Origin of the sequence: Streptomyces soli (assembly GCF_003999195.1) — a bacterium.
Lineage (GTDB): Bacteria > Actinomycetota > Actinomycetes > Streptomycetales > Streptomycetaceae > Actinacidiphila > Actinacidiphila soli.
The window spans coordinates 25,406-48,211 of record NZ_RJVR01000181.1; the positions used below are offsets into that span (position 1 = coordinate 25,406).

Annotated in this window: 23 protein-coding genes and 3 pseudogenes; 18 read left to right on the forward strand and 8 right to left on the reverse strand. The window is 71.0% G+C overall.

The window, feature by feature from the left end:
* Positions 1-72: 72 nt before the first annotated feature.
* From leuD to EFK10_RS16465, 3 genes are all read left to right on the forward strand, one after another.
* A complete protein-coding gene (leuD, locus tag EFK10_RS16455) occupies positions 73-666 on the forward strand; it encodes a 3-isopropylmalate dehydratase small subunit (RefSeq protein ID WP_127356440.1) in 594 nt (197 codons plus the stop codon).
* A 102-nt stretch (positions 667-768) separates the two neighbouring features.
* The gene (locus EFK10_RS16460; protein WP_127356441.1) at positions 769-1,002 is read left to right on the forward strand and encodes an SCO5555 family protein; all 234 of its coding nucleotides are present in this window, start codon (positions 769-771) and stop codon (positions 1,000-1,002) included.
* Positions 1,003-1,125: 123 nt separating this feature from the next.
* Positions 1,126-1,755, forward strand: coding sequence for an HU family DNA-binding protein (locus EFK10_RS16465; protein WP_127356442.1), 630 nt, complete (start codon positions 1,126-1,128; stop codon positions 1,753-1,755).
* Between the two features lie 311 nt (positions 1,756-2,066).
* Here EFK10_RS16465 and EFK10_RS50270 read toward each other — a convergent pair whose 3' ends face one another.
* The gene (locus EFK10_RS50270; RefSeq protein WP_240677254.1) at positions 2,067-2,285 is read right to left on the reverse strand and encodes a hypothetical protein; all 219 of its coding nucleotides are present in this window, start codon (positions 2,283-2,285) and stop codon (positions 2,067-2,069) included.
* Between the two features lie 5 nt (positions 2,286-2,290).
* Positions 2,291-2,941 carry a 2-phospho-L-lactate guanylyltransferase gene (cofC, locus tag EFK10_RS16470; RefSeq protein ID WP_240677255.1) on the reverse strand — a complete coding sequence of 217 codons (651 nt, stop codon included), beginning with the start codon at positions 2,939-2,941 and terminating at the stop codon, positions 2,291-2,293.
* A gap of 170 nt (positions 2,942-3,111) precedes the next feature.
* Between cofC and EFK10_RS16475 the strand changes: the two genes are divergently transcribed.
* The 3 genes from EFK10_RS16475 to EFK10_RS16485 are packed head-to-tail and all read left to right on the forward strand — an operon-like array spanning position 3,112 to position 5,986.
* Complete coding sequence (locus tag EFK10_RS16475) at positions 3,112-3,828, forward strand: lysophospholipid acyltransferase family protein (RefSeq protein ID WP_127356443.1); 717 nt, start codon at positions 3,112-3,114, stop codon at positions 3,826-3,828.
* Positions 3,825-4,826, forward strand: a complete 1,002-nt coding sequence (locus EFK10_RS16480) for an NAD(P)H-dependent glycerol-3-phosphate dehydrogenase (protein WP_127356444.1) — start codon at positions 3,825-3,827, stop codon at positions 4,824-4,826. Before EFK10_RS16475 ends, EFK10_RS16480 begins: the two co-directional genes overlap by 4 nt.
* A gap of 20 nt (positions 4,827-4,846) precedes the next feature.
* On the forward strand, positions 4,847-5,986 hold the full coding sequence (locus EFK10_RS16485; protein ID WP_127356445.1) for a D-alanine--D-alanine ligase family protein: 1,140 nt from the start codon (positions 4,847-4,849) through the stop codon (positions 5,984-5,986).
* A gap of 126 nt (positions 5,987-6,112) precedes the next feature.
* Here EFK10_RS16485 and EFK10_RS16490 read toward each other — a convergent pair whose 3' ends face one another.
* Together EFK10_RS16490 and EFK10_RS16495 are read right to left on the reverse strand one after the other, a co-directional pair.
* Positions 6,113-6,580, reverse strand: coding sequence for a DUF3515 domain-containing protein (locus EFK10_RS16490; RefSeq protein WP_127356446.1), 468 nt, complete (start codon positions 6,578-6,580; stop codon positions 6,113-6,115).
* An 83-nt stretch (positions 6,581-6,663) separates the two neighbouring features.
* A complete protein-coding gene (locus EFK10_RS16495) occupies positions 6,664-6,897 on the reverse strand; it encodes an Lrp/AsnC family transcriptional regulator (protein ID WP_127356447.1) in 234 nt (77 codons plus the stop codon).
* A 155-nt stretch (positions 6,898-7,052) separates the two neighbouring features.
* On the opposite strand from EFK10_RS16495, the gene EFK10_RS16500 reads away from it, so the two are divergent.
* Together EFK10_RS16500 and thiD are read left to right on the forward strand one after the other, a co-directional pair.
* Positions 7,053-8,015 (forward strand): thiamine-phosphate kinase, encoded by a 963-nt coding sequence (locus EFK10_RS16500; RefSeq protein WP_127356448.1) that lies wholly within the window; start codon positions 7,053-7,055, stop codon positions 8,013-8,015.
* Positions 8,012-8,812 carry a bifunctional hydroxymethylpyrimidine kinase/phosphomethylpyrimidine kinase gene (thiD, locus tag EFK10_RS16505; protein ID WP_127356449.1) on the forward strand — a complete coding sequence of 267 codons (801 nt, stop codon included), beginning with the start codon at positions 8,012-8,014 and terminating at the stop codon, positions 8,810-8,812. The genes EFK10_RS16500 and thiD overlap by 4 nt, the downstream gene beginning before the upstream one ends.
* A gap of 77 nt (positions 8,813-8,889) precedes the next feature.
* Here the strand turns inward: thiD and rpmB are convergent, their stop codons facing one another.
* Complete coding sequence (rpmB, locus tag EFK10_RS16510; RefSeq protein WP_014628431.1) at positions 8,890-9,075, reverse strand: 50S ribosomal protein L28; 186 nt, start codon at positions 9,073-9,075, stop codon at positions 8,890-8,892.
* Positions 9,076-9,230: 155 nt separating this feature from the next.
* On the opposite strand from rpmB, the gene EFK10_RS16515 reads away from it, so the two are divergent.
* The 9 genes and pseudogenes from EFK10_RS16515 to mutM all read left to right on the forward strand — a co-directional run bounded on the left by EFK10_RS16515 (position 9,231) and on the right by mutM (position 18,205).
* Complete coding sequence (locus EFK10_RS16515; RefSeq protein WP_127356450.1) at positions 9,231-10,916, forward strand: DAK2 domain-containing protein; 1,686 nt, start codon at positions 9,231-9,233, stop codon at positions 10,914-10,916.
* A 153-nt stretch (positions 10,917-11,069) separates the two neighbouring features.
* On the forward strand, positions 11,070-13,268 hold the full coding sequence (gene recG, locus EFK10_RS16520; RefSeq protein ID WP_206305472.1) for an ATP-dependent DNA helicase RecG: 2,199 nt from the start codon (positions 11,070-11,072) through the stop codon (positions 13,266-13,268).
* Positions 13,269-13,461: 193 nt separating this feature from the next.
* Entirely contained in the window at positions 13,462-14,043 is a 582-nt protein-coding gene (gene rsmD, locus EFK10_RS16525; RefSeq protein WP_127356452.1) for a 16S rRNA (guanine(966)-N(2))-methyltransferase RsmD, read from the forward strand.
* A gap of 26 nt (positions 14,044-14,069) precedes the next feature.
* Positions 14,070-14,549 carry a pantetheine-phosphate adenylyltransferase gene (gene coaD / locus EFK10_RS16530; RefSeq protein WP_240677261.1) on the forward strand — a complete coding sequence of 160 codons (480 nt, stop codon included), beginning with the start codon at positions 14,070-14,072 and terminating at the stop codon, positions 14,547-14,549.
* Between the two features lie 10 nt (positions 14,550-14,559).
* Positions 14,560-15,651: a cell division initiation protein gene (locus EFK10_RS16535; RefSeq protein ID WP_127356454.1), complete on the forward strand. Its 1,092-nt coding sequence runs from the start codon at positions 14,560-14,562 to the stop codon at positions 15,649-15,651.
* Positions 15,652-15,745: 94 nt separating this feature from the next.
* Positions 15,746-16,372, forward strand: a complete 627-nt coding sequence (locus EFK10_RS16540) for a YceD family protein (RefSeq protein ID WP_127356455.1) — start codon at positions 15,746-15,748, stop codon at positions 16,370-16,372.
* A gap of 2 nt (positions 16,373-16,374) precedes the next feature.
* Positions 16,375-16,548 (forward strand): 50S ribosomal protein L32, encoded by a 174-nt coding sequence (rpmF, locus tag EFK10_RS16545; RefSeq protein WP_026251550.1) that lies wholly within the window; start codon positions 16,375-16,377, stop codon positions 16,546-16,548.
* Positions 16,549-16,567: 19 nt separating this feature from the next.
* Positions 16,568-17,251, forward strand: a pseudogene (rnc, locus tag EFK10_RS16550) (ribonuclease III); the annotation flags it as partial.
* A gap of 99 nt (positions 17,252-17,350) precedes the next feature.
* Positions 17,351-18,205: a bifunctional DNA-formamidopyrimidine glycosylase/DNA-(apurinic or apyrimidinic site) lyase gene (gene mutM, locus EFK10_RS16555; protein ID WP_127356456.1), complete on the forward strand. Its 855-nt coding sequence runs from the start codon at positions 17,351-17,353 to the stop codon at positions 18,203-18,205.
* Here the strand turns inward: mutM and EFK10_RS50275 are convergent.
* Together EFK10_RS50275 and EFK10_RS16565 are read right to left on the reverse strand one after the other, a co-directional pair.
* Positions 18,181-18,354: pseudogene (locus EFK10_RS50275) on the reverse strand (winged helix-turn-helix transcriptional regulator); the annotation flags it as partial. The gene mutM and the pseudogene EFK10_RS50275 overlap by 25 nt on opposite strands.
* Positions 18,355-18,663: 309 nt before the next feature.
* Positions 18,664-21,183, reverse strand: coding sequence for a SpoIIE family protein phosphatase (locus EFK10_RS16565; RefSeq protein ID WP_407647088.1), 2,520 nt, complete (start codon positions 21,181-21,183; stop codon positions 18,664-18,666).
* A 426-nt stretch (positions 21,184-21,609) separates the two neighbouring features.
* Here EFK10_RS16565 and EFK10_RS16570 point away from each other — a divergent pair.
* Positions 21,610-21,795 (forward strand): annotated as a pseudogene (locus EFK10_RS16570) (site-specific integrase); the annotation flags it as partial.
* A gap of 20 nt (positions 21,796-21,815) precedes the next feature.
* On the opposite strand, the gene EFK10_RS16575 reads toward EFK10_RS16570, so the two are convergent.
* Positions 21,816-22,664 carry a CAP domain-containing protein gene (locus EFK10_RS16575; RefSeq protein WP_240677257.1) on the reverse strand — a complete coding sequence of 283 codons (849 nt, stop codon included), beginning with the start codon at positions 22,662-22,664 and terminating at the stop codon, positions 21,816-21,818.
* Between the last annotated feature and the right edge of the window lie 142 nt (positions 22,665-22,806).

The following is a 22,806-nucleotide window of genomic DNA, read 5'->3' on the forward strand; positions in this document are numbered from 1 at the left end:
TTGTACGGCTTCGCGACGGACAAGCCCTGCCCGTGTTGCGCTGAGCACATTACCGCAGTGAAGGAAGAGCAGATGGAAGCGTTCACCACCCACACCGGCCGGGCTGTGCCGCTGCGCCGCAGCAACGCCGACACCGACCAGATCATCCCGGCCCACTGGCTGAAGAAGGTCACCCGCAACGGCTTCGAGGACGGCCTGTTCGAGGCCTGGCGCAAGGACCCGTCCTTCGTCCTCAACCAGCCCGAGCGCAAGGGCGCCACCGTCCTGGTCGCCGGCCCCGACTTCGGCACCGGCTCCTCCCGCGAGCACGCCGTCTGGGCCCTGCAGAACTACGGCTTCAAGGCGGTCATCTCCTCCCGCTTCGCCGACATCTTCCGCGGCAACTCGCTGAAGAACGGCCTGCTCACCGTCATCCTCCCGCAGGAGACCGTCGAACAGCTCTGGAAGCTCACCGAGGCCGACCCCACCGCCGAGATCACCGTCGACCTCGAATCCCGCGAGGTACGCGCCGCAGGCATCACGGCCCCCTTCGAATTGGACGACAACGCCCGCTGGCGGCTGCTGAACGGCCTGGACGACATCAGCCTCACGCTCGGAAACGAGGCCGACATCTCCGCGTACGAGGCGAAGCGGCCCTCCTTCAAGCCGCGGACTCTGCACGTCTGACCTGGCACATAACGCAGCGCCCCCTGCCGACCGGCAGGGGGCGCTGCTGCTTGTTCGGCCCCGTCCTGGGCGACAACTCACCCCAGATGACACAATCGGCACATGGAACGCGAACACCAACTCACGCTGTACGCGTCCCTCGCTGCCAGGTTGAAGCAGGCCCACACCCGAGTGGCGGGTCTGCAAGTGTCCGAGGAGATCCGGGTGCAGTTGAGCCGGAAGCTCCTCGTCATCACCGCTGCCGCGAAGCACGATCTCGCAGGTGCGGCAAGGCGTCTGGATGCTCTGATGAAGGACCTCGATGAAGGCCGATTCCCCGATCAAGGCCCTTCCTGAGCGCCGAGTTCGTTGCGGCACAAGGGTGATTCGCCCGTTTCGTATTTGATTTGCGGTATATATCCGCCTAGCGTGCGAAAAAGCCCGAACTCAATCGCCGGGCAAGTTTCCGAAGGGGAAGACGTGAACAAGGCGCAGCTCGTTGAAGCGATTGCCGACAAGGTCGGCGGTCGGCAGGCCGCCGCCGAAGCGGTGGACGCGGTCCTGGACGCGATCGTCCGCGCGGTTGTCGCCGGGGACCGGGTCTCGGTCACCGGATTCGGCTCGTTCGAGAAGGTCGAGCGTCCGGCCCGCTACGCCCGCAACCCCCAGACCGGGGAGCGGGTCCGGGTCAAGAAGACCTCGGTGCCGCGCTTCCGCGCGGGCCAGGGCTTCAAGGACCTGGTCAGCGGTACGAAGAAGCTCCCCCGCGGCGGCGAGGTCTCGGTCAAGAAGGCGCCCAAGGGCAGCCTGACCGGCGGCGTCACCGCCAAGGCCACCATGAAGAAGGCGGCCGCGAAGAAGACCACCGCCGCCAAGAGGACCGCCGCGAAGAAGACCACGGCGGCCAAGACCACCGCCGCGAAGAAGACCACGGCGGCCAAGACCACGGCCAAGAAGACCACGACGGCCAAGAAGACCACGGCCAAGAAGGCCACGGCCAAGAAGGCCACCTCCAAGCGGACCGCCCCGGCCAAGAAGGCCACCGCCAAGAAGGCCCCGGCCAGGACCTCCGCGCGCAAGTCCGCCAGCAAGCGCACCGCCAACCGCTAGCCCTCCGGGAGTTCCCCTACCCCGCAGGCCGCGACGGACCGGGTCACCGATCCTCGACGCCGACCTCGCCCCGCTTCGCGGGCTTCGGGACGGCTGCGACGGACTCTCTCCCCCAGACTCCGTCCGGGGGCGCCCCCACCAGCCTGGCGGCTGGGAGGTGCCCCCATCCGTCGAGCCGGGGGCACCCTCCGCAGGCCGCGACGGGCCGGGCTCCTCACTGGAGCTCGGCCCGCGGTGCGTTCGGGCTCCAGCTCCAGCCCAACCCGGCCGCACCCGGCGACGGGCGCGCACCACGGCGGTGGGCGGCCGGCTCAGTTCTGCGGGTCCGGGAAGGTCTGCAGGGTCAGGAAGACCACGCGGCGACCGTCACCGCTTCCCTCGGTACGGATCCGGACCCGCTGACCGGGCCGGAGCAGCCGCAGGCCGCCGGCGTCAAAGGCCGCCGCGTCGAACGGCAGCGGCGTGCCGTCGTCGAGCAGCACACTGCCTTCACGGCTGTCGGGGTCGTACGTATACGCGGTCGCCTGCATGCGGTTCAGCCTAGCCGCTGGTCCTCGAACTCCAGCCGTGCCGCCGTGGCGGCCGTACGGGGCCCGACGCCCAGCAGGAGCGCGGCGCGCAGATCCGCCGGCGTATCCACGTCCTGGCGGACGGAGTCCACGCCGGACAGGCCGATCTCGCGGGCCCCGGAAGCGCGGTGGCGGGCGCGCGAGGGGCCGGAGAAGCCGGGAGCCAGCGACACCCAGGGGGCGGCGGCCAGCAGGGTCGTCCCCACACCGGCCGCGTCGGCCAGAAAGGCCCGCCCGGCGCCCGCCGCCGCGTCGTCGAGCACCCGGCGCAGCTCCTGGGGCCGGAGGGCGGGGAGATCGGCGTTGAGGGCCGCCACGGCGGCACCGGGCCGGGCCGCCCGCACGGCATCCGCACCGTGCCGCAGGGCGGCGTTGAGGCCCGCCGCCGGGTCGTCAGGCAGGACGTACGCACCGAGGGCAGCCAGTTCCGTACCGGCCAGCGGATCGTCGGTGACCACAGTCACATCCCGCACCGCCGCGCAGACCAGCGCCGCGGCCACCGTGTCCTGGGCGAACGCCAGCGCCAGCCCGGCCCGCACCGGCCCCGCCGAGTCTGCGAGGCGGCTCTTGGCGACGGCGAGCGGCTTGAGCGGGACCACCAGGGACCATGTAGACACCGAACTATTGTGCTCGCGCCAACCGGGTCGGGGGCGACCGGCGCCCCTGGCGTTACGGTGGGCGTACGGGCGACACTTGTGCGGCTGCGCCACCCGCACATGGCGCAGCCGTACACAGTGGCCGCGGCCCGGAGACCCCGGGCAGGCGGCGGAACGAGGAGGATGTTCTGGTGTCCCGCCGCAGAATCGGCTTCTGGTACCGGCTCGCAGCCGTCATCGCGAAACCGCCGCTTGTTCTCCTCTTCAAGCGGGACTGGCGTGGAATGGAGAACATTCCGGCCGACGGCGGATTCATCACCGCGGTGAACCACAACTCCGCCCTTGACCCTCTGTCGTACGGGCATTTCCAGTACAACACCGGACGCGTTCCGCGCCTGCTCGCGAAAGCCACCCTCTTCGACGTCTTCTTCGTCGGCATGATGCTGCGCGGCACCGGCCAGATTCCCGTCTTCCGCGAGTCCACGGACGCCGCCAACGCCTTCCGCGCCGCCGTCGACGCCGTCAACCGCGGCGAGTGCGTCGCCTTCTACCCCGAGGCCACCCTCACCCGGGATCCCGACTTGTGGCCCATGGTCGGCAAGACCGGTGTCGCCCGGGTCGCGCTGATGACGAAGGCCCCGGTCATCCCCGTCGCGCAGTGGGGTGCCAACGAGGCGCTGCCGCCCTACGGCAAGCTGCACCTGCTCCCGCGCAAGACCCTCAAGGTCATCGCGGGACCGCCGGTCGACCTCGGCGCGTACTACGGGCTCGACCCCACCCCCGACGTGCTGAGGGAAGTGACCGACGTCATCATGGCGGCAATCAGCGCGCAACTCTCCGAACTGCGCGGCAAGCCCGCGCCCGCCGTACGGTTCGACCCGCGCAAGCAGAAAGGGATCTCCAAGTGACTACGCGTTGCGCGGTGTACGGAACCGGCTCCTGGGGCACGGCCTTCGCGATGGTGCTCGCCGACGCCGGCGCCGAGGTGACCATGTGGGGCCGCCGCCCCGAAGTGGCGGAAGCCGTCAACACCACCCACACCAACCCCGACTACCTGCCGGGCATCGAACTGCCGGCCTCCATCCGGGCCACCACCGACCCCGCCGAGGCTGCCCGCGACGCCGAGTTCGTGTTCCTCGTCGTACCGTCGCAGACGCTGCGCGGCAACCTGGCGGAGTGGGCGCCGCTGATGCCGCCGGACTCGGTCCTGGTCAGCCTGATGAAGGGCGTCGAACTCGGCACCGCCAAGCGGATGAGCGAGGTCATCGAAGAGGTCGCCAAGGCCGGCCCCGAGCGCGTCGCCGTGCTGTCCGGCCCCAACCTCGCCAAGCCGATCGCCGCCCGGCTGCCCGCCGCCTCGGTGGTCGCCTGCCGCGACGAGGCGGTGGCCCGCAGGCTGCAGGCGGCCTGCCACACCGCGTACTTCCGCCCGTACACCAACACCGACGTCGTCGGCTGTGAACTCGGCGGCGCCGTCAAGAACGTCATCGGCCTCGCCGTCGGCATCGCCGACGGCATGGGCCTGGGCGACAACGCCAAGGGCTCGCTGATAACGCGCGGCCTCGCCGAGACCACTCGCCTCGGCCTCGTCCTCGGCGCCGACCCGCTCACCTTCTCCGGTCTGGCCGGGCTGGGTGATCTGGTCACCACCTGCTCCTCGCCGCTGTCCCGCAACCACACCTTCGGTACGAACCTGGGGCGCGGGATGAGCGTGGAGGAGACCATCGTGGCCACCAAGCAGACCGCCGAGGGCGTCAAGTCCTGCGAATCCGTGGCCGATCTGGCGCGCCGGCACGGCGTCGACATGCCGATCACCGAGACCGTCGTCGACATCGTCCACAACGGCAAGTCGCCCGCGGTCGCCGTCAAGGAGCTGCTGTCCCGGTCCGCCAAGTCGGAGCGCTGAGACGGTAGGGTCAACGCGACATGAGCAACCAGCCTTCTTCGAACAGCAAGCCGCGGGTCGCGGTCGTCTTCGGCGGCCGCAGCTCCGAGCACGGCGTCTCCGTCGTGACCGCCGGAGCCATTCTGCGCGCCATCGACCGTACGAAATACGACGTGCTGCCCATCGGCATCACCACAGACGGCCGGTGGGCGCTGACCGCCGACGACCCCGAGCGGATGGCCATCGCCGACCGGCGCCACCCCAGCGTCGACCAGCTCGCCGAAGCCGATGAAGGCTCCGTCCTGCTCCCGGTCGACCCAGGCAACCGCGAGGTCGTCTACGCCGAACCCGGCTCCGTGCCCAAGGTCCTCGGCGAGGTCGACGTCGTCTTCCCCATGCTGCACGGCCCGTACGGCGAGGACGGCACCCTCCAGGGCCTGCTCGACCTCTCCGGCACGCCGTACGTCGGCTCCGGCGTCCTCGCGTCGGCCGTCGGCATGGACAAGGAGTACATGAAGCGGGTCTTCACCTCCTTCGGGCTGCCCGTCGGCCCGTACACGGTGATCCGCCCCCGCGAATGGGAGAACGATCCCGCCGCCGCCCGCAAGAAGATCGTCGACCTCGCCGGCGAACACGGCTGGCCGCTCTTCGTGAAGCCCGCGCGGGCCGGCTCCTCCATCGGCATCAGCAAGGTCGACGACCTCTCCGGTCTCGACGACGCGATCGAGGAAGCCCGCCGCCACGATCCCAAGGTCATCGTCGAAGCGCTGCTGCGCGGCCGCGAGATCGAATGCGGCGTCCTCGAGTTCGAGGACGGCCCCCGCGCCAGCGTCCCCGCCGAGATCCCGCCGGTCAGTGCCCACGCCTTTTACGACTTCGAGGCCAAGTACATCGACTCCGCCGAAGGCGTCGTCCCCGCACCCCTCACCCCCGAGCAGACCGCCGAAGTCCAGCGCCTCGCCGTCGCCGCCTTCGAAGCCGCCTCCTGCGAGGGCCTCGTCCGCGCCGACTTCTTCCTCCTGGACACCGGCGAGTTCGTCATCAACGAGATCAACACCATGCCCGGCTTCACGCCCATCTCCATGTACCCCCGCATGTGGCAGGAATCCGGCGTCTCCTACCCCGAACTCGTCGACCGCCTCATCCAAGCCGCTCTGCGTCGCCCGACCGGCCTGCGCTGACGGCTCCGCCGGCGGGTTGGGGGTAGGCCGTCCTCCCCCACCCAAGGAAGCTTTGGGGGAGGACGGCCCAACCCGCCCGCACCCGGCAACGGCGCGCACCCAGATGGTGGGTGGCCGGGGTCCCGGTTAAAGCTCGGTCGGCACCGACCGCTTCACCGCCGCCGCCAAATCCGTCAGCGGATTGACCTCCGGCGCGTACTTCGCCGGCACCGTCACCTCGACGAAGGTCTTCCGCCCCGTAGTCGTGAACCGGTATCCATCGTCGAGCTTCTGGATGAGCCAGCTCACCCCATTCACATCGGCCGCGTCCGAGGTCGGGTCGTACGTCTTGTCGCCCGGGGTCAGGACGGCCGGCCGGGCCACGCCGCACCGCAGCACCACCGTAGGATCGCCCCAGCCGGCGGTGAGCCGGGACGCCGGCGAGAGGGTGCGCCGGGGAAGCCCGTCGACCTTGGCCGGGAGGGCGCTGTGGAGCTTGCCGCACATCGCGGTGGCCGCCGCCGAAGGCTTCGGTACGGCGACATTGCCGCCCCCGTCCCCGCCGGAGACGAAAACGTAGACCGCCGCCGCGGACAGGCACGCGACGGCGGACACGGACAACAGCACAGCACGACGACTTGGAAGACCGGGGCGGCGAACTATCACCCGCTGAGTCTAAAGGGGGGACCGGAGAGGACTCAGAGGTGGACCACCGGACAGGTGAGGGTGCGGGTGATCCCGTCCACCTGCTGTACCTTCGCGACCACCAGGCGGCCGAGATCGTCGACCGTGTCGGCCTCGGCGCGCACGATCACGTCGTACGGGCCGGTGACGTCCTCTGCCTGGATGACTCCGGGGATCTTGGAGATCACCTCCGCTACTGCCGAGGCTTTGCCCACCTCGGTCTGGATCAGAATGTACGCCTGTACCACGGAACCTCCAGGGCGGCTACGAGGATCATGTGGGAGGGGACGCTACGGTACCGCGTCGCCGCACGTCACGGGGAGACCCGCGCGGGCACGGCGTGCGGCGGTCCTGGCCGGACGGCCCATGGCAAGGGGAATGACCAGGTGAAGGGGACAAAGAGATGAAGGGGACCGTGGGCGAGTTGGGGGAGTTCGGGCTGATCAGGGAGTTGACCTCCCGGCTCACCTCCAGCCCCGCCGTACGGCTCGGACCCGGCGACGACGCGGCCGTGATCGCCGCGCCGGACCGCCGGGTGGTGGCCACGACGGACGCGCTGATCGAAGGCCGGCACTTCCGCCGGGACTGGTCCACCGCCTACGACGTGGGCCGCAAGGCCGCCGCCCAGAACCTTGCGGACATCGCCGCGATGGGCGCGGTCCCGACCGCCGTGCTGCTCGCCCTGGTCGTCCCGGCCGACCTGCCGGTCACCTGGCCGGTCGAGCTGATGGACGGCATCCGCGACGAGTGCCAGGTCGCGGGGGCCGCTGTGGCCGGCGGCGACGTCGTACGCGGCGACACGATCATGGTCTGCATCACGGCGCTGGGCGACCTGCGCAGCCGTGAGCCCGTCACCCGCTCCGGCGCCCGGCCGGGCGACATCATCGCCGTGACCGGCTGGCTCGGCTGGTCCGCGGCCGGCTTCGCCGTCCTGTCACGCGGATTCCGTTCCCCGCGCGCCTTCGTCGAGGCCCACCGGCGGCCCGAGCCCCCGTACCACGCGGGCCCGGCGGCCGCCGAGCTCGGCGCGACCGCCATGACCGACGTCAGCGACGGCCTCGTCGCCGACCTCGGGCACATCGCGGCGGCCAGCGGCGTACGGATCGACCTGAAGTCCGCCGACATAGACGTCCCCGCGCAGATGTCCGACATCGGCCAGGCCGTCGGCGTCGACCCCCTGCACTGGGTGCTCACCGGGGGAGAGGACCACGCGATCGTCGCCGCCTTCCCCCGCGACGTGAAGCTCCCGGCGCGGTGGCGGATCATCGGTGAGGTCCACAAGGCCGCCGGTACCCCGCAGGTCACCGTCGACGGCGCCCCCTGGGACAAGGCCGGCGGCTGGGACCACTTCGGCGGCGACGCATGAGCGCCCTGCCCCCGCCCAGAGTCCTGACCATCGCCGGCTCCGACTCCGGCGGCGGGGCCGGCATCCAGGCCGACCTCAAGACGATGCTGTCCCTCGGCGTGCACGGCATGAGCGTCATCACGGCCGTCACCGCGCAGAACTCTGTCGGCGTCCAGGGCTCCTGGGAGCTGCCCGCCGGAGCCGTCCGCGCCCAATACCGCGCCGTCGTCGACGACATCGGCGTCCAGGCCGTCAAGACCGGCATGCTCGCGTCCCCCGAACTGGTGGCGGTCGTCGCCGATCTGCTCGCCGACCTGGACGCCCCGGTCGTCGTCGACCCGGTCGGCGTCTCCAAGCACGGCGACGCGCTGCTCGCGCCCGAGGCCCTGGAAACCGTACGTACGCGGCTGCTGCCGCTGGCCACCGTCGCCACCCCCAACCTCGACGAGGTCGCGCAGCTCACCGGCGTCACCGTGGACAGCGAGGACGACATGCGGGATGCCGCCGCGGCGATCCTGGCGTACGGCCCGCGCTGGGCCCTCATCAAGGGCGGCCACCTCACCGGCGACGCCGTCGACCTGCTCTCCGACGGCACCCGGGAGCACTGGCTGCACGCCCCCCGCCACGACAACCGGCACACCCACGGCACCGGCTGCACCCTGGCCAGTGCCATCGCCTCACACCTGGCACGCGGCCTCGACGTCCCCGACGCCGTCCACGCCGCCAAGCACTACGTCACCGGCGCCATCGCGGCCGGCTTCCCCCTGGGCGCCGGCATCGGCCCCGTCGACCACACCTGGCGCCTCCCCGGGGCCTGAGGACACAGCGAGAAGCCGGCCCACCACGAGGGTGGGCCGGCTTCGAGTAGCCGCAAGGCTGCGCTACGACGTGTACGTCAGCGCGCGACCTTGCCGGCCTTGATGCACGAGGTGCAGACATTGAGGCGCTTCGGCGTCCGACCGACCACAGCACGCACCGTCTGAATGTTGGGGTTCCAACGACGGCGAGTACGGCGGTGCGAGTGCGAAATGTTGTTGCCGAAGCCCGGCCCCTTGCCGCAGACGTCGCAGTTGGCAGCCACGGGTCACTCCAAAGACTTCAGATGCACGTACGGTGAAATCCCTGCGGTGTCCGAACGCCATAACTGATGACCGGGTTGATCCGAGGGATGGCCCGAGATTGGTCCCGGGCAACCGGAGCAGCATACTACGACCGCTCCTGTGCAACGAAACTACCATGGTCAGCGGGCCCTCCGCCCCGGACAGCCCAGCCCGGGGACCTCCCGCTACTGTGCGTGGCAGCCCGAAGACGCCCGACGCAGTCGGCCCCCTGGAGGATCACGTGCCCGTCACGCACACGCTCGACGCTGCTGCCGTGCGGGCGTGGTGCCGACTGGCCCTGCAGGCCCTCGGCCGGGCCCGCGAGGAGATCGACGCGATCAATGTGTACCCGGTCGCGGACGGTGACACCGGCACGAACCTCTACCTCACCGTCGAGTCCGCCGCGGAGTCGCTGAAAGCGACCGTCGACGGCACCGCCCCCACCGACCTCCCGCAGGCCCTGCGAGCCATGTCCCAGGGCGCCCTCATCGGTGCCCGCGGTAACTCCGGCACCATCCTGGCCCAACTCCTGCGCGGCATGACCGCTGTCCTCGTGAACGGTGGCGGCCTGGGGGAGGCGCTGCGGGAGGCCGCGGATTCGGCGTACCAGGCGGTGGCCCACCCCGTGGAGGGGACGATGCTCACCGTCGCGGCGGCCGCGGCGGAGGCTGCCGCCGGTCAGGGCGACGACCTGGCTGTGGCCCGGGCCGCGTACGAAGCTGCTCGCGGCGCGCTCGCCGCCACGCCGGGACAGCTGGCCGAACTCGGCCGCGCCGGAGTCGTGGACGCCGGCGGGCGCGGGCTCGTGGCCGTACTCGGCGCCCTCACGGACGCGCTGTCCGGCCGGGAGCCGGCCGCTCCGGCAGTCACGGAACCCATCGGGACCGTCGTCCCCTTCGGCTGCGGATCCGACGGCGATCCGCACGTCACGCCGGGCGGTCCCGCGTACGAGGTGGTCTACCTCCTGGAAGCGGCAGACCCGGCCGTCCCTGCCCTGCGGGAAGCCCTTGACGGCCTCGGCGACTCCTTGGTCGTGGTCGGCGGCGACGGGCTGTGGAACGTCCACGTCCACGTGGACGACGTCGGCGCCGCCGTCGAGGCCGGCATCGCCGCCGGCCGCCCCTACCGGATCAAGGTCACCCACTTCGGCGACCAGGTCCGGGCAAGTGCCCCCCGGGGCGAGCGGGTGCTGCGCGCGGTCGTCGCCGTCGTACGCGGCGACGGACTGGCCGCGCTTTGCGCCGACGCCGGCGCGGTCGTCGTCGCCTCCGGCGAGGAGATCCCCGACGCGATCCGCCGCGCCAACGCCCGCGAGGTCGTCCTCCTCCCCAACGACGCCGACCTCCGCGCCGGCGCCGCCGCCGACCAAGCCCGCGCCGAGGGCGTCCGTGTCGCCCTCATCCCCACCCGCTCAGCCGTCCAGGGCATCGCCGCCCTCGCCGTCCACGAGCCCGCCCGTCGCTTCGACGAGGACGTCGTCGCCATGACCTCGGCGGCCGGCGCCACCCGTTACGCGGAACTCGGCGTCGCCGAGCACGAGTCCTGGACCTCCGCCGGCATCTGCCAGGCCGGCGACATCCTCGGCCTCATCGACGGCGACGTCGCCGTCATCGGCGGCAACCTCGTCGAGACCGGCGCCATCGTCCTCGACCGCATGCTCGCCGCCGGCGGCGAAATGGTCACCCTCGTCCTCGGCTCCTCCGCCCCTCCCGACCTCGCCGAGCGCCTCGAAACCCATGTCCGCGACGGCTACCTCGCCGTCGACACCGTCGTCTACCACGGCGGCGAAGCCGGCTGCCCGTTGCTCATCGGCGTCGAGTAGCGCGCCCTGTCCGTTGTGGGGTCGGGGCACCCCCGGACGAAGTCCGGGGGAGGTGGCCCGGCGGCGGCCCCGACCAACCGGCAACAGAACGCGCCCCCCGGCACACCGCCCGACAGGGCATGCGCACGCAGATTGTCCGCGCCGTGCGCAAAGATGGACCCGATGTCTGCCCTGGACGAATCCCTCAAGAAATCGGTCGGCGGCCGCACGGCAAAGGTGCTGGCCGACCATCTCGACCTGCACACCGTCGGCGACCTGCTGCACCACTACCCGCGCCGTTACGCCGAGCGCGGGGAGTTGACGCGCCTGGCGGACCTGCCGCTGGACGAGCACGTCACCGTGGTCGCGCAGGTCGCGAAGGCGACGAAGAAGACCTTCAACGGGGGCAAGGGCGTACGTCTGGAAGTGGTCGTCACCGACGGCAGCGGGTCGCTGACGCTGGTCTTCTTCGGCCGGGGCGTGTTCAAACCGGAGCAGGACCTGATCCCCGGGCGGCGCGGGATGTTCGCCGGCAAGGTGTCGGTGTTCAACCGGACGCGGCAACTGGCGCATCCGGATTACCAGTTGCTGGACGCCGAGGCGGGCCGGGACGCCGTGGACGCGTTCGCGAACCAGCTGATCCCGCTGTATCCGGCGTGCAAGCAGTTCGCGTCGTGGCAGATCGCCCAGTCCGTCGAGGTGGTCCTCGACTCGCTGAACGCGGCCGGATGGGCCGGTGTCGGCGAGCCGTTGCCGGCCGCCCTGCGAGAGGCGCGCGGCCTGGCGCCGTTGCCGGAGGCGCTGGAGAAGGTCCACCGGCCGCGTACGAAGGCGGACGTCAACGACGCCAAGGACCGGCTGAAGTGGGACGAGGCGTTCGTGCTGCAGGTGGCGCTGGCCCGGCGGCGGGCGGCGGAGTCCGCGTTGCCGGCGGTGCCGCGCGTGGCGGCGAAGGACGGCCTGCTGACGGACTTCGACGCACGGCTGCCCTTCACGCTCACCGAGGGGCAGCGCAAGGTCACCGGGGAGATCTTCGGAGACCTCGCGACGGATCACCCGATGCACCGTCTGCTCCAGGGCGAGGTCGGTTCGGGCAAGACACTGGTGGCGTTGCGCGCGATGCTGGCCGTCGTGGACGCCGGAGGGCAGGCGGCGATGCTGGCGCCGACCGAGGTGCTGGCCCAGCAGCACCACCGGTCGATCACGGAGATGATGGGCGACCTGGCGCAGGGCGGAATGCTCGGCGGGGCGGAACACGGCACGAAGGTGACGCTGCTCACCGGCTCCATGGGCACCGCCGCGCGCCGGCAGGCGCTGCTGGACCTGGTGACCGGTGAGGCCGGCATCGTCGTGGGCACCCATGCGCTGATCGAGGACAAGGTGCAGTTCCACGACCTGGGCCTGGTCGTGGTGGACGAGCAGCACCGCTTCGGGGTCGAGCAGCGGGACGCGCTCCGGGCGAAGGCGGGACAGCCGCCGCATCTGCTGGTCATGACGGCGACGCCGATTCCGCGCACCGTGGCGATGACGGTCTTCGGTGACCTGGAGACCTCGGTCCTGGACCAGTTGCCGGCCGGGCGTTCGCCGATCGCCACCCATGTGGTCCCCGCCAAGGACAAGCCGCACTTCCTGGCCCGTACGTGGGAGCGGGTGCGCGAGGAGGTCGAGGGCGGCCACCAGGCGTACGTGGTCTGCCCCCGGATCGGGGACGAGGAGGCCGACCCGAAGAAGAAGTCCGCCGAGGACGAAGCAGAGCGCCGCCCGCCGCTGGCGGTGCTGGACATCGCCGAGCAGCTGGTGAAGGGACCGCTGGCCGGGCTCCGGGTGGAGGTCCTGCACGGCAGGATGCACCCGGACGCCAAGGACGACGTGATGCGGCGCTTCACGGCCGGCGAGGTGGACGTCCTGGTGGCGACGACGGTCATCGAGGTCGGCGTGAACGTCCCGAACGCCACCGTGATGGTGATCATGGACGCGGACCGCTTCGGCGTCTCCCAGCTGCACCAGCTGCGCGGCCGCGTCGGCCGTGGCACCGCCCCCGGTCTGTGCCTGCTGGTCAGCGAGATGGCCGAGGCCAGCCAGGCCCGCGCCCGCCTCGACGCGGTGGCGGCCACGCTGGACGGCTTCGAGCTGTCCCGTATCGACCTGGAGCAGCGCCGCGAGGGCGACGTGCTGGGCCAGGCCCAGTCCGGCACCCGGTCGTCGCTGCGCATGCTCACCGTGATCGAGGACGAGGACGTGATCGCCGCCGCCCGCGAGGAGGCCACCGCTCTCGTCGCGGCCGACCCGGAGCTGACCGGGCACCCGGACCTGCGCAGCGCCCTGGAGAGCCTGGTGGACGCCGACCGCGAGGAGTACCTGGACAAGGGGTAGGGCCTGGCCGGTGGATCTCCGTGGCGTCGCGTGCCCTGGCACTGGGGGTCCCCGCAGCCTTCGGCCGGGGGGACCCCCCCACCCGGCCGAAGGCTGGCCAGACCCCGCTCCTTCTCCCACGGAGATCCACCGGCCAGGCCCTCGCCGTATCGTGGTTGAGCCAGAACGTCGCCTCAGCCCCTCAGGACGTGACATGACCCGCGTGATCGCCGGAGCCGCCGGTGGCCGCCGCCTCGCCGTACCGCCGGGGACGGGGACCAGACCGACCTCGGACCGGGCGAAGGAGGGGCTGTTCTCCACCTGGGAGTCGCTGCGCGGCACCCTGCGCGGGGCCCGGGTGATCGACCTGTACGGCGGATCGGGCGCCGTGGGCCTGGAGGCGCTGTCGCGCGGGGCGGAGCACGTCCTGCTGGTCGAGGCCGAGCCGCGCGCCGCCCGCGTCATCAGGGAGAACGTGCGGGCGCTGGGCCTGCCCGGCGCCGAGGTGCGGGCCGGCAGGGCCGAGAAGGTCGTCGCGGGGCCGCCGCCGGCCCGGCCGTACGACCTGGTCTTCCTGGACCCGCCGTACGCGGTGGAGGACGACGAGCTCCGCGAGATTCTGCTCACACTCCGTACCGGGGGGTGGCTGGACGAGGACGCGGTCGCCACCGTGGAGAGGAGCACCCGGGGCGGGGAATTCCGCTGGCCCGAGGGATTCGAAGGACTGAGGGCCCGTCGCTACGGCGAGGGGACGTTTTGGTACGGTCGCGCCGCCCAGGTTACCGACGAGTCATGACGCACCCGCAGAGCGAGGAGTTTCCATTGCGCCGCGCAGTCTGTCCGGGGTCCTTCGACCCCATCACCAATGGACACCTCGACATCATCGCCCGCGCCTCCCGGCTGTACGACGTGGTGCATGTGACCGTGATGATCAACAAGGCCAAGCAGGGCATGTTCACGGTCGACGAGCGGATCGCCCTCATCGAGGAGGTCACCGCGGAGTTCGGCAACGTGCAGGTGGAGGCCTTCCACGGGCTGCTGGTCGACTTCTGCAAGGAGCGCGACATCCCGGCCATCGTGAAGGGCCTGCGCGCGGTCAGCGACTTTGACTACGAGCTGCAGATGGCGCAGATGAACAACGGTCTGTCGGGCGTCGAGACCCTCTTCATCCCCACCAGCCCGACCTACAGCTTCCTGTCCTCTTCTCTGGTCAAGGAAGTCGCCCAATGGGGCGGCGACATCTCGCACTTGGTGCCGCCAACGGTCCTCGACGCCCTCAATCGCAAGCTCGGGCAGCGCTAGGCTCTTCGCTGTGGACGTCCAGAAGAAGCTCGATGAGATCGTGGCCGCCGTCGAGGCCGCCCGGTCGATGCCGATGTCGGCCTCCTGTGTGGTCAACCGCGCTGAGCTGCTCGCCATGCTCGGTGATGTGCGGTCCGCGCTCCCCGACTCCCTCTCGCAGGCCGAGGCGCTGCTCGGCGGTCGCGAGCAGATGGTCGAGGAGGCCCGTGCCGAGGCGCAGCGGATCATCGAGTCCGCGCACGCCGAACGCGGCTCCATGATCTCGGACACCCAGGTCGCCCGGCAGTCGCAGGAGGAGGCCGAGCGGATCGTCGCCGAGGCCCGCCGCGAGGCCGAGGAGATCCGCGCCGAGGCCGACGACTACGTCGACAGCAAGCTGGCGAACTTCGAGGTGGTCCTCACGAAGACCATCGACTCGGTCGACCGCGGCCGCGAGAAGCTCCTCGGGCACGGCCCCGGCCTCGACGAGCAGGGCTACGTAGACGAGGACGCCCCCGAGCGCTCCACCGACCCCGAAACCCTGCGCCGCCGCGCGGACGACTACGTCGACGCCAAGCTCGGCGCCTTCGAGGCGGTGCTCAGTAAGACCCTGGAGGCCGTCGGCCGCGGCCGCCTCAAGCTCACCGGCCACAGCGCCACCGACGACCTGGGCGCCCACATGGCGGCCCAGGACGCGGCCGGCGTGCACGCCGAGCAGACCGACGCCGAGTACATGGCCGGCCTCGCCGCCCCGGTGCCCGCCCAGCAGCAGCCCCTGCAGCCCCAGCAGCCGCAGCAGCTTCAGCCGGCGGAGTACCAGCAGCAGTACGACCCGAACGCCGGCTACGGCTACCCGCAGCAGCAGGACCCGTACGGCCAGCAGCAGTACGTGCCGCAGGACCAGTACGCGGCCGACCCCTACGCGGCCCAGCAGCAGGGCTACCAGGACCCGGCGTACGGCTACCAGCAGGACCCGTACGCGCAGCAGCACCAGCAGCAACAGCCGCAGTACGGCTACCAGCCGCAGCAGCAGCCCGCCCTGGACGAGACCAGCTTCTTCGACACCGGCATGATCGACCTGGACCGGCTCCGTGAGCTGGAGAGGGAGCGCGGTTTGGGCTGAGCCCAGGGGACCGGTATCCTGATCCCTCAGCCGTGTAATCCGCCGGCGCTTTGGCGTGCCCGCCACCGTGAAACGGGTGGTGCACGCCGCACCGATGAAAGAGGAAGCCCTGAACACCCGCCTCGACCACCGCGACCCTCTCGTGTTCGACACACACGAGCTGGGCCGTCGTCCTGGGTCGATGCGGAAGGTCTCCCGCACGGTGCCTGCGCCCAAGGACCTCGGCATCGAGGTGATCGGCGTCCGCGAGGGCGCGGACATCCAGCTTGACCTCCGCCTGGAGTCGGTCATGGAGGGGGTACTCGTCACGGGTACCGCCAGTGCGACGCTCTCGGGGGAGTGCGTAAGGTGTCTGGAGCCGATCGAGCGCGAGCTCGACACGGAATTCCAGGAGCTGTACTCCTACCCCGACGCCGACACCCGGACCGGTGGGCACATCAAGCCCGCCGACGCCGGTGACGACGCCGAGGAGGAGGACACACTCCACCTCGAGGGCGACCTGTTCGACCTCGAACCTGTGCTGCGTGACGCGGTGGTTCTCGAACTGCCGCTGCAGCCGGTGTGCCAGGACGACTGTCCGGGCCTGTGCTCCGAATGCGGGGCGCGGCTCGCGGAAGACCCGGACCACCACCATGAGGTCACCGACATCCGTTGGGCGGCCCTGCAGCAATTTCAGAAGAGCGGCGCCGACCAGGGTGCCGACGAGAACCAGGAGAAGTAGCCGTGGCTGTTCCGAAGCGGAAGATGTCGCGCAGCAACACGCGCCACCGCCGTTCGCAGTGGAAGGCTGCGCCCGTGAGCCTGGTGGCGTGCGAGCGTTGCCACGAGCCGAAGCAGCAGCACATCGCGTGCCCGAGCTGCGGCACCTACAACCGTCGTCAGGTCCTCGAGGTCTGATCGGCGGGTGACGGGCTCCATGTCAGATACGGCAGCCTCGTCCCACACGCTTCTGGAAGGGCGGCTCGGCTACAAGCTTGAGCCCGCCCTTCTGGTGCGTGCGCTGACGCATCGCTCCTACGCGTACGAGAACGGTGGCCTGCCCACCAACGAGCGGCTCGAGTTCCTCGGGGACTCCGTCCTCGGCCTGGTGGTCACGGACACGCTCTACCGCACCCACCCCGACCTCCCGGAAGGTACTCTCGCCAAGCTCCGGGCAGCGGTGGTCAACTCGCGTGCCCTCGCGGGGGTCGGCCGTGGCCTCGACCTCGGCAGCTTCATCCGCCTGGGCCGCGGCGAAGAGGGCACCGGCGGCCGCGACAAGGCGTCGATCCTCGCGGACACCCTCGAAGCGGTCATCGGCGCGGTCTACCTGGACCAGGGTCTCGAAGCCGCGTCCGAGCTGGTCCACCGGCTCTTCGACCCGCTCATCGAGAAGTCCTCCAATCTCGGTGCCGGCCTGGACTGGAAGACCAGCCTCCAGGAGCTCACGGCAAGCGAGAGTCTCGGCGTCCCCGAGTACGTCGTCACCGAGACAGGCCCCGACCACGAGAAGACCTTCACGGCTGCCGCCCGCGTCGGTGGTGTCGAGTACGGCACCGGCACCGGCCGCAGCAAGAAGGAAGCCGAACAGCAGGCCGCGGAAGCGGCCTGGCGAGCCATCTCAGGGCTCAGCCTCTGACGGTCCGGGTTGGGGGCAGGCCGTCCGCCTCAGGCGGAGGGCCTGCCCAACCCGGCCACCGGAACCCGAAGGGAACGGCACGTGCCCGAGCTGCCCGAGGTCGAAGTCGTACGACGCGGCCTCGCCCGCTGGGTGAGCGGCCGGACCGTCACGGAAGTCGAGGTACAGCACCCCCGCGCCGTACGACGCCACCTCGCCGGCGCGGAGGACTTCGCGGACTGCCTCAAGGGGGCGGCCCTCGGCGAGGCGCACCGCCGGGGCAAATACCTGTGGCTGCCGCTCAACGGCGAAGCCGCACTGCTCGCCCACCTGGGCATGAGCGGCCAGCTCCTCGTCCAGCCGGAGCACGCACCGCCCGAGACCCACCTCCGGATCCGGATGCGCTTCGCGGACGACCTCGGTACGGAGCTGCGCTTCGTCGACCAGCGCACCTTCGGCGGCCTGTCGGTACACGGCACCACGCCCGACGGGGCGCCCGCCCCGCTCGCGCACATCGCGCCCGACCCGCTCGACGACGCCTTCGACGAGGGCGCCTTCCACGCGGCGCTGCGCCGTCGCCGTACGACGATCAAGCGGGCGCTGCTCGACCAGTCGCTGATCAGCGGGGTCGGCAATATCTACGCCGACGAGGCGCTGTGGCGCACGCGACTGCACTACGAGCGTCCGACGGCGACCCTCACCCGCCCCCTCACCGCCGAGCTGATCACCCACATCCGCGAGGTGATGGGCGACGCGCTCGCCGCCGGGGGCACCAGCTTCGACAGCCTGTACGTCAACGTCAACGGCGAGTCCGGCTACTTCGACCGGTCTCTGGACGCGTACGGCCGCGAGGGCGAGCCCTGCCGCCGCTGCGGGACGCCGATCCGCCGTCGGCCGTGGATGAACCGCTCCAGCTACTACTGCCCGCGCTGTCAGCGCTCGCCGCGCGCGTCGTAGCGCCGCTGGGCCTCGATCACCTGTGGCATCCGCTGCTCGACCAGCTCGATGAGTGCTCTCAGCCGCTCGGCGGTCTCCTGCCCCAGCAAGGTGAGGCTGTAGTCGACGCGCGGCGGATTGGTCGGCTGCGCGTCCCGGTGTACGAGGCCGGTCGACGACCTCGACGCTGACCAGGGTGCGGTGCACGACCGTGCCGGTGCCGGGGTCGTCGCCAGTTTGGAAGATCCCGTATGCGCCCGGTGGCTGACGTGGCAAGACGCTGATCTGCATGATCGTGTGCGACTCGCCGCTCTTTCCCCGTGGCTCCCCGTGGCGTGCCCTCCCACGGGCACGCCACGGGCAACGGTCACCTTCTGATCCGTAGCTCTAGCCGGAAGGGGCGCCTGCGGTCATTGAAGTCACCATGTGACCGGTGGCGGACGATACCGGCCGTGGTCGGTCGTGGGGGTTGTTGTACTTCACTGCTGTACCGGGGGTGTGAGTTCCTGTTCGGCCCATACGGTTTTGCCGTCGGGTGTGTAGCGGGTGCCTCGTCGGTGGGAGAGCTGGGCGACGAGGAAGAGGCCGCGGCCGCCCTCGTCGGTGGTCCGGGCGTGGCGCAGGCGGGGGAGGCTGTTGCTGGTGTCGGAGACTTCGCAGGTCAGGACCTGGTGCCGGATCAGGCGCAGACGGACGGGGCCGGTGCCGTGGCGGATGGCGTTGGTGACCAGTTCGCTGACGATCAGCTCGGTGGTGGTGGCCAGGTCCTCAAGTCCCCACTGGGCCAGTTGGCGGAGGGTCAGGGACCGGGCGGTGCTGACGATGGCCGGGTCGGTGGGCAGGTCCCAGGAGACCACCTGGTCCGGGCTGAGGGTGCGGGTGCGGGCGAGGAGCAGGGTGACGTCATCGGACGGCGCCCGGGTCGGCAGGGTGTCGAGCACGGCCGAGCCGAGGTCTTCCAGCGGGAGGCGGGGGTGGGCGAGGGTGGTGGCCAGGCGGTGCATCCCGGTGTCGATGTCCTGGTCGCGGGTTTCGACCAGGCCGTCGGTGTAGAGGGCGAGCGTGCTGCCTTCGGGAAGTTCCAGCTCGACGGACTCGAAGGGGACCATGCCGAGGCCGAGTGGGGTTCCGGTGGGGAGGTCGGGGAAGGTGACGTGGCCGTGCGGGTCGATGATCGCGGGCGGGGGGTGGCCGGCCCGTGCCATCGTGCAGCGCCGGGTGACCGGGTCGTAGACGGCGTACAGGCAGGTGGCACCCGCCACCGCGGTGGCCAGGTCCTTCGTGTCGGCGTCCTCCTCGGTGAGGCGGATGACCAGGTCGTCCAGGTGGGCCAGCAGTTCGTCCGGGGGCAATTCCATGTCGGCGAGGGTGTGCACGGCGGTGCGGAGCCTGCCCATGGTCGCCGCGGCGTTGATGCCGTGGCCGACCACGTCGCCGACGACCAGGGCCACCCGGGCGCCGGACAGCGGGATCACGTCGAACCAGTCACCGCCGGCGCCGTGGTGGATGTCGGCCGGCAGGTAGCGCGAGGCCACCTCAACCGCGGACCCGCCCGTCAGGCGCTGTGGGAGCAGGTTGCGCTGCAGGGCAAGGGCCGCGGTGCGTTCGCGCGTGTACCGGTTGGCGTTGTCCAGAGACAGCGCGGCCCGGGAGACGAGTTCCTCGGCCAGGAGCAGGTCGTCCTCCTCGAACGGCACCGGGTCCTCCGTACGGATGAAGACCGCTATGCCCAGCACCGTGCCGCGCGCGTGGATCGGCACGACCATCGCAGAGTGCATTCCGTACTCGCGGATCTTCTCCGCCCGTCCCGAGTCCTGGTCCAACCACGTGCCGGGGGAGGTGTCCACGACCGGCTCCAGGTAGGACTTCCCGGTCGACAGGACGCAGGTATACGGCGAGGTCGGTGGAACGAAGACCGCCTCCCCCCGGGCGCACCAAGCGTCCGGGGCCCCGGGGTGGATCGATGCCAGGCCCGCGCGGCGGAAGGCGGGGATGTGCCGGCCCGTCGACCCCAGCCGGGCCAGGGGCTCCTCGCCGAGCGGGACCGACTCCGCCAGGTCGACGGCGACGAGGTCGGCAAGAAGGGGCACTGCCAGGTCGGCGAGTTCCTGCCCGGTCTGCATGACGTCCAGGGTGCTGCCGATCCGCGCGCTCGCCTCGCTGAGGATCGCCAGGCGCTCACGCGCCCGCTCTCTGTCGGTGACGTCCACCCACATGGCGCACACGCCCAGCGCGTGGCCGTCCGCGTCCTCGATACGGAAGTAGGAGACCGAGAACGCGCGTTCCCGGCGCGGGTCCAACGGCACCCATGCCCGGAAGTCGTGGTCGACCGCCGGGGTGCCGCTGTTCAGAACCTGCCGCATCACCCTCTCGGCCGCTTCGGCCTCGGCGCCCGGCAGTGTCTCCGTCAGCCGGCGCCCCAGCCGCTGTTCACGGGGGATGCCGTCCTGGATCTCCATAGAGCCGTTCACCCAGGTGCAGCGCAGCTCCTGGTCGCGGACGGCGATGCCGATCGGTGCGCGGGTGAGCAGCGACTCCAGCACCAATCCGTCGGCCGCCCCCGAGGAGACCGTGGCCATGTCGGTCGCCGAGATCAGCCAATGAGCCCTGCCGTCCTGGCCCGACAAGGGGGAGACCCGCAGCCTGACATCGAGCCTGCGGCCGTCGCGGTGGCGCAGCGCCGCAAGACCGGACCAGCCACCCCGGGCACGGCACCGCTCGGCGAACACTGATGCATTCGGCACGTCCCCGGCAGGGAGCAGCATGACCGCGGCCGGTCGGCCCACCACCTCCGCAGCCGAGTAGCCGGCCAGCCGCTCGGCGGCCTGCGACCACCCGGCCACCGCCCCTTCCGCGTCGAGCACGGCTATCGCCGCGCCGGCCGGCCCCACCGACCCCTGCACCGCGTCGGGCACCATGCACTCAGGACCATCCACCGCGGCCGTCCCGCCTGCGAGGTGTGTTCCGGACCGGCCGGACGCATCGTTCGCGTCGGCCATGCGGTCGAGCCAATCGGCCGGCAGCGCGCGCTCAGAAAACATCGTTCGAAAATACATGGTTTAGGGACATATACAGTGTTGTGCAAATCACACACGGATCCGGACGATTTGACCTCCCTCGCCGTCATCGCGAATCTGGGCTCCGGCTGCTGGCCCAGCCCGCCCGTGCTGCGGAGCGAGCGTGCTCGAAGAGGGAGGGCCGCGCGGTGGGACCCCGCCGATCCCATGAGGGAGCGAGTTGGCCGGTCCGTTCTGGCGTGGCCCCGCTGTCGCCGGCGCACTCGCGCTGTTCGTTCCGGACTCGCAGATGCGTTATCAGCGCTCCCGTGACCGGTACGCCGCGCCCGCGACCAGTACGTCGAGGTCGTCATGGATGCGGTCGCCGATCTAGCCACCACGCGACAGGCCCGAGGCCAGCTGACCGCACGTGCGGGCGAGAGCATCAAAGCGTTGAGCGAGTACCTGGGGCATCACGATCCGGGCTACACCCTGCGGACGTACACGCACCTCATGCCGAGCAGCGAGACCCGTACGCGGGCAGCCGTTGATCGCGTCCTCGGAGGTGAGGGGCGCACGGATGACGGCCTCGACACGGCCCAGAGCGCTGGATAGGCCCCTGACCTGCGTCTATCTCAGTAGCCGAAGTCCTGGGTCCACCAGGGGCCGCCGGTGCCGAGGAAGGCGCCGACGCCGATCGTCTTGAAGTTGCAGTTGAGGATGTTGGCACGGTGGCCGGGGCTGTTCATCCAGGCGTCCATGACGGAGGCGGCGTCGGGTTGGCCGCGGGCGATGTTCTCGCCGCCGAGGCCGGTGATGCCGGCGGCTTCGGCTCGGTCCCAGGGGTCGTTGCCGTCGGGATCGATGTGGTCGAAGAAGTCCCGCTTGGCCATGTCGGCGCTGAAGGTCTCGGCCAGCTTGCCCAGGTCCGGGTCGGCGGTCAGCGCGGCGCAGCCGATCTTGGCGCGCTCGGCGTTGACCAGCGCCAGTATCTGCTCCTCGGCGGTGGTGCCGGTGCCGGTGCTCGGGGACGCGGTGGCGGTGCTGGACGCGGTGGCGCTCGGCGGGGCCGTGGGCGGCGTGCTGCTGCTGGACGGGCTGGGCGTCGCAACCGGCGCCGAGGCGCTGGGGGTGGCGGCGGGGGCCGAGGGCGTGGCGACGGGCGCGCTGGAGCGGTCGTTGCCACGGCTGGCGGGCTCGGAGGCGCGGTCGGTGGGCGTCGCGGAGGCGCCGCCCTGGACGCCGGTGTTCTCGGACTGGCCGCCGGCCTGGACTTGTCCTGCGTTACTGCCGGGGAAGGCGTACCCTCCCGACCCGTTCGGCGCCGGCAGCAGCCCCGCGGACACCGCGATCGCGCCGACCGCCATCGCCGCCGAGGTCGCCAGCAACCCGGTGCGTACCGGGTGGTGGCGGCGCCGCTTGGCGTTGACCAGGCTGGCACGGTTGTTCGTGCGGCGGCGCCGACCCCCGCTCGGTTTGACCACGGGCGGTGGGGCAGTACGTGAATGGCGACCCATCCGGTGCTGTCCTTGCGTCGTCGGGGATCACCCGAACGGGTGAGTCCTTTGCGGCGCGACTGTATCGAATGACGCACGGGACTGTGGTGAACCTGTGAGAACTGCCGGG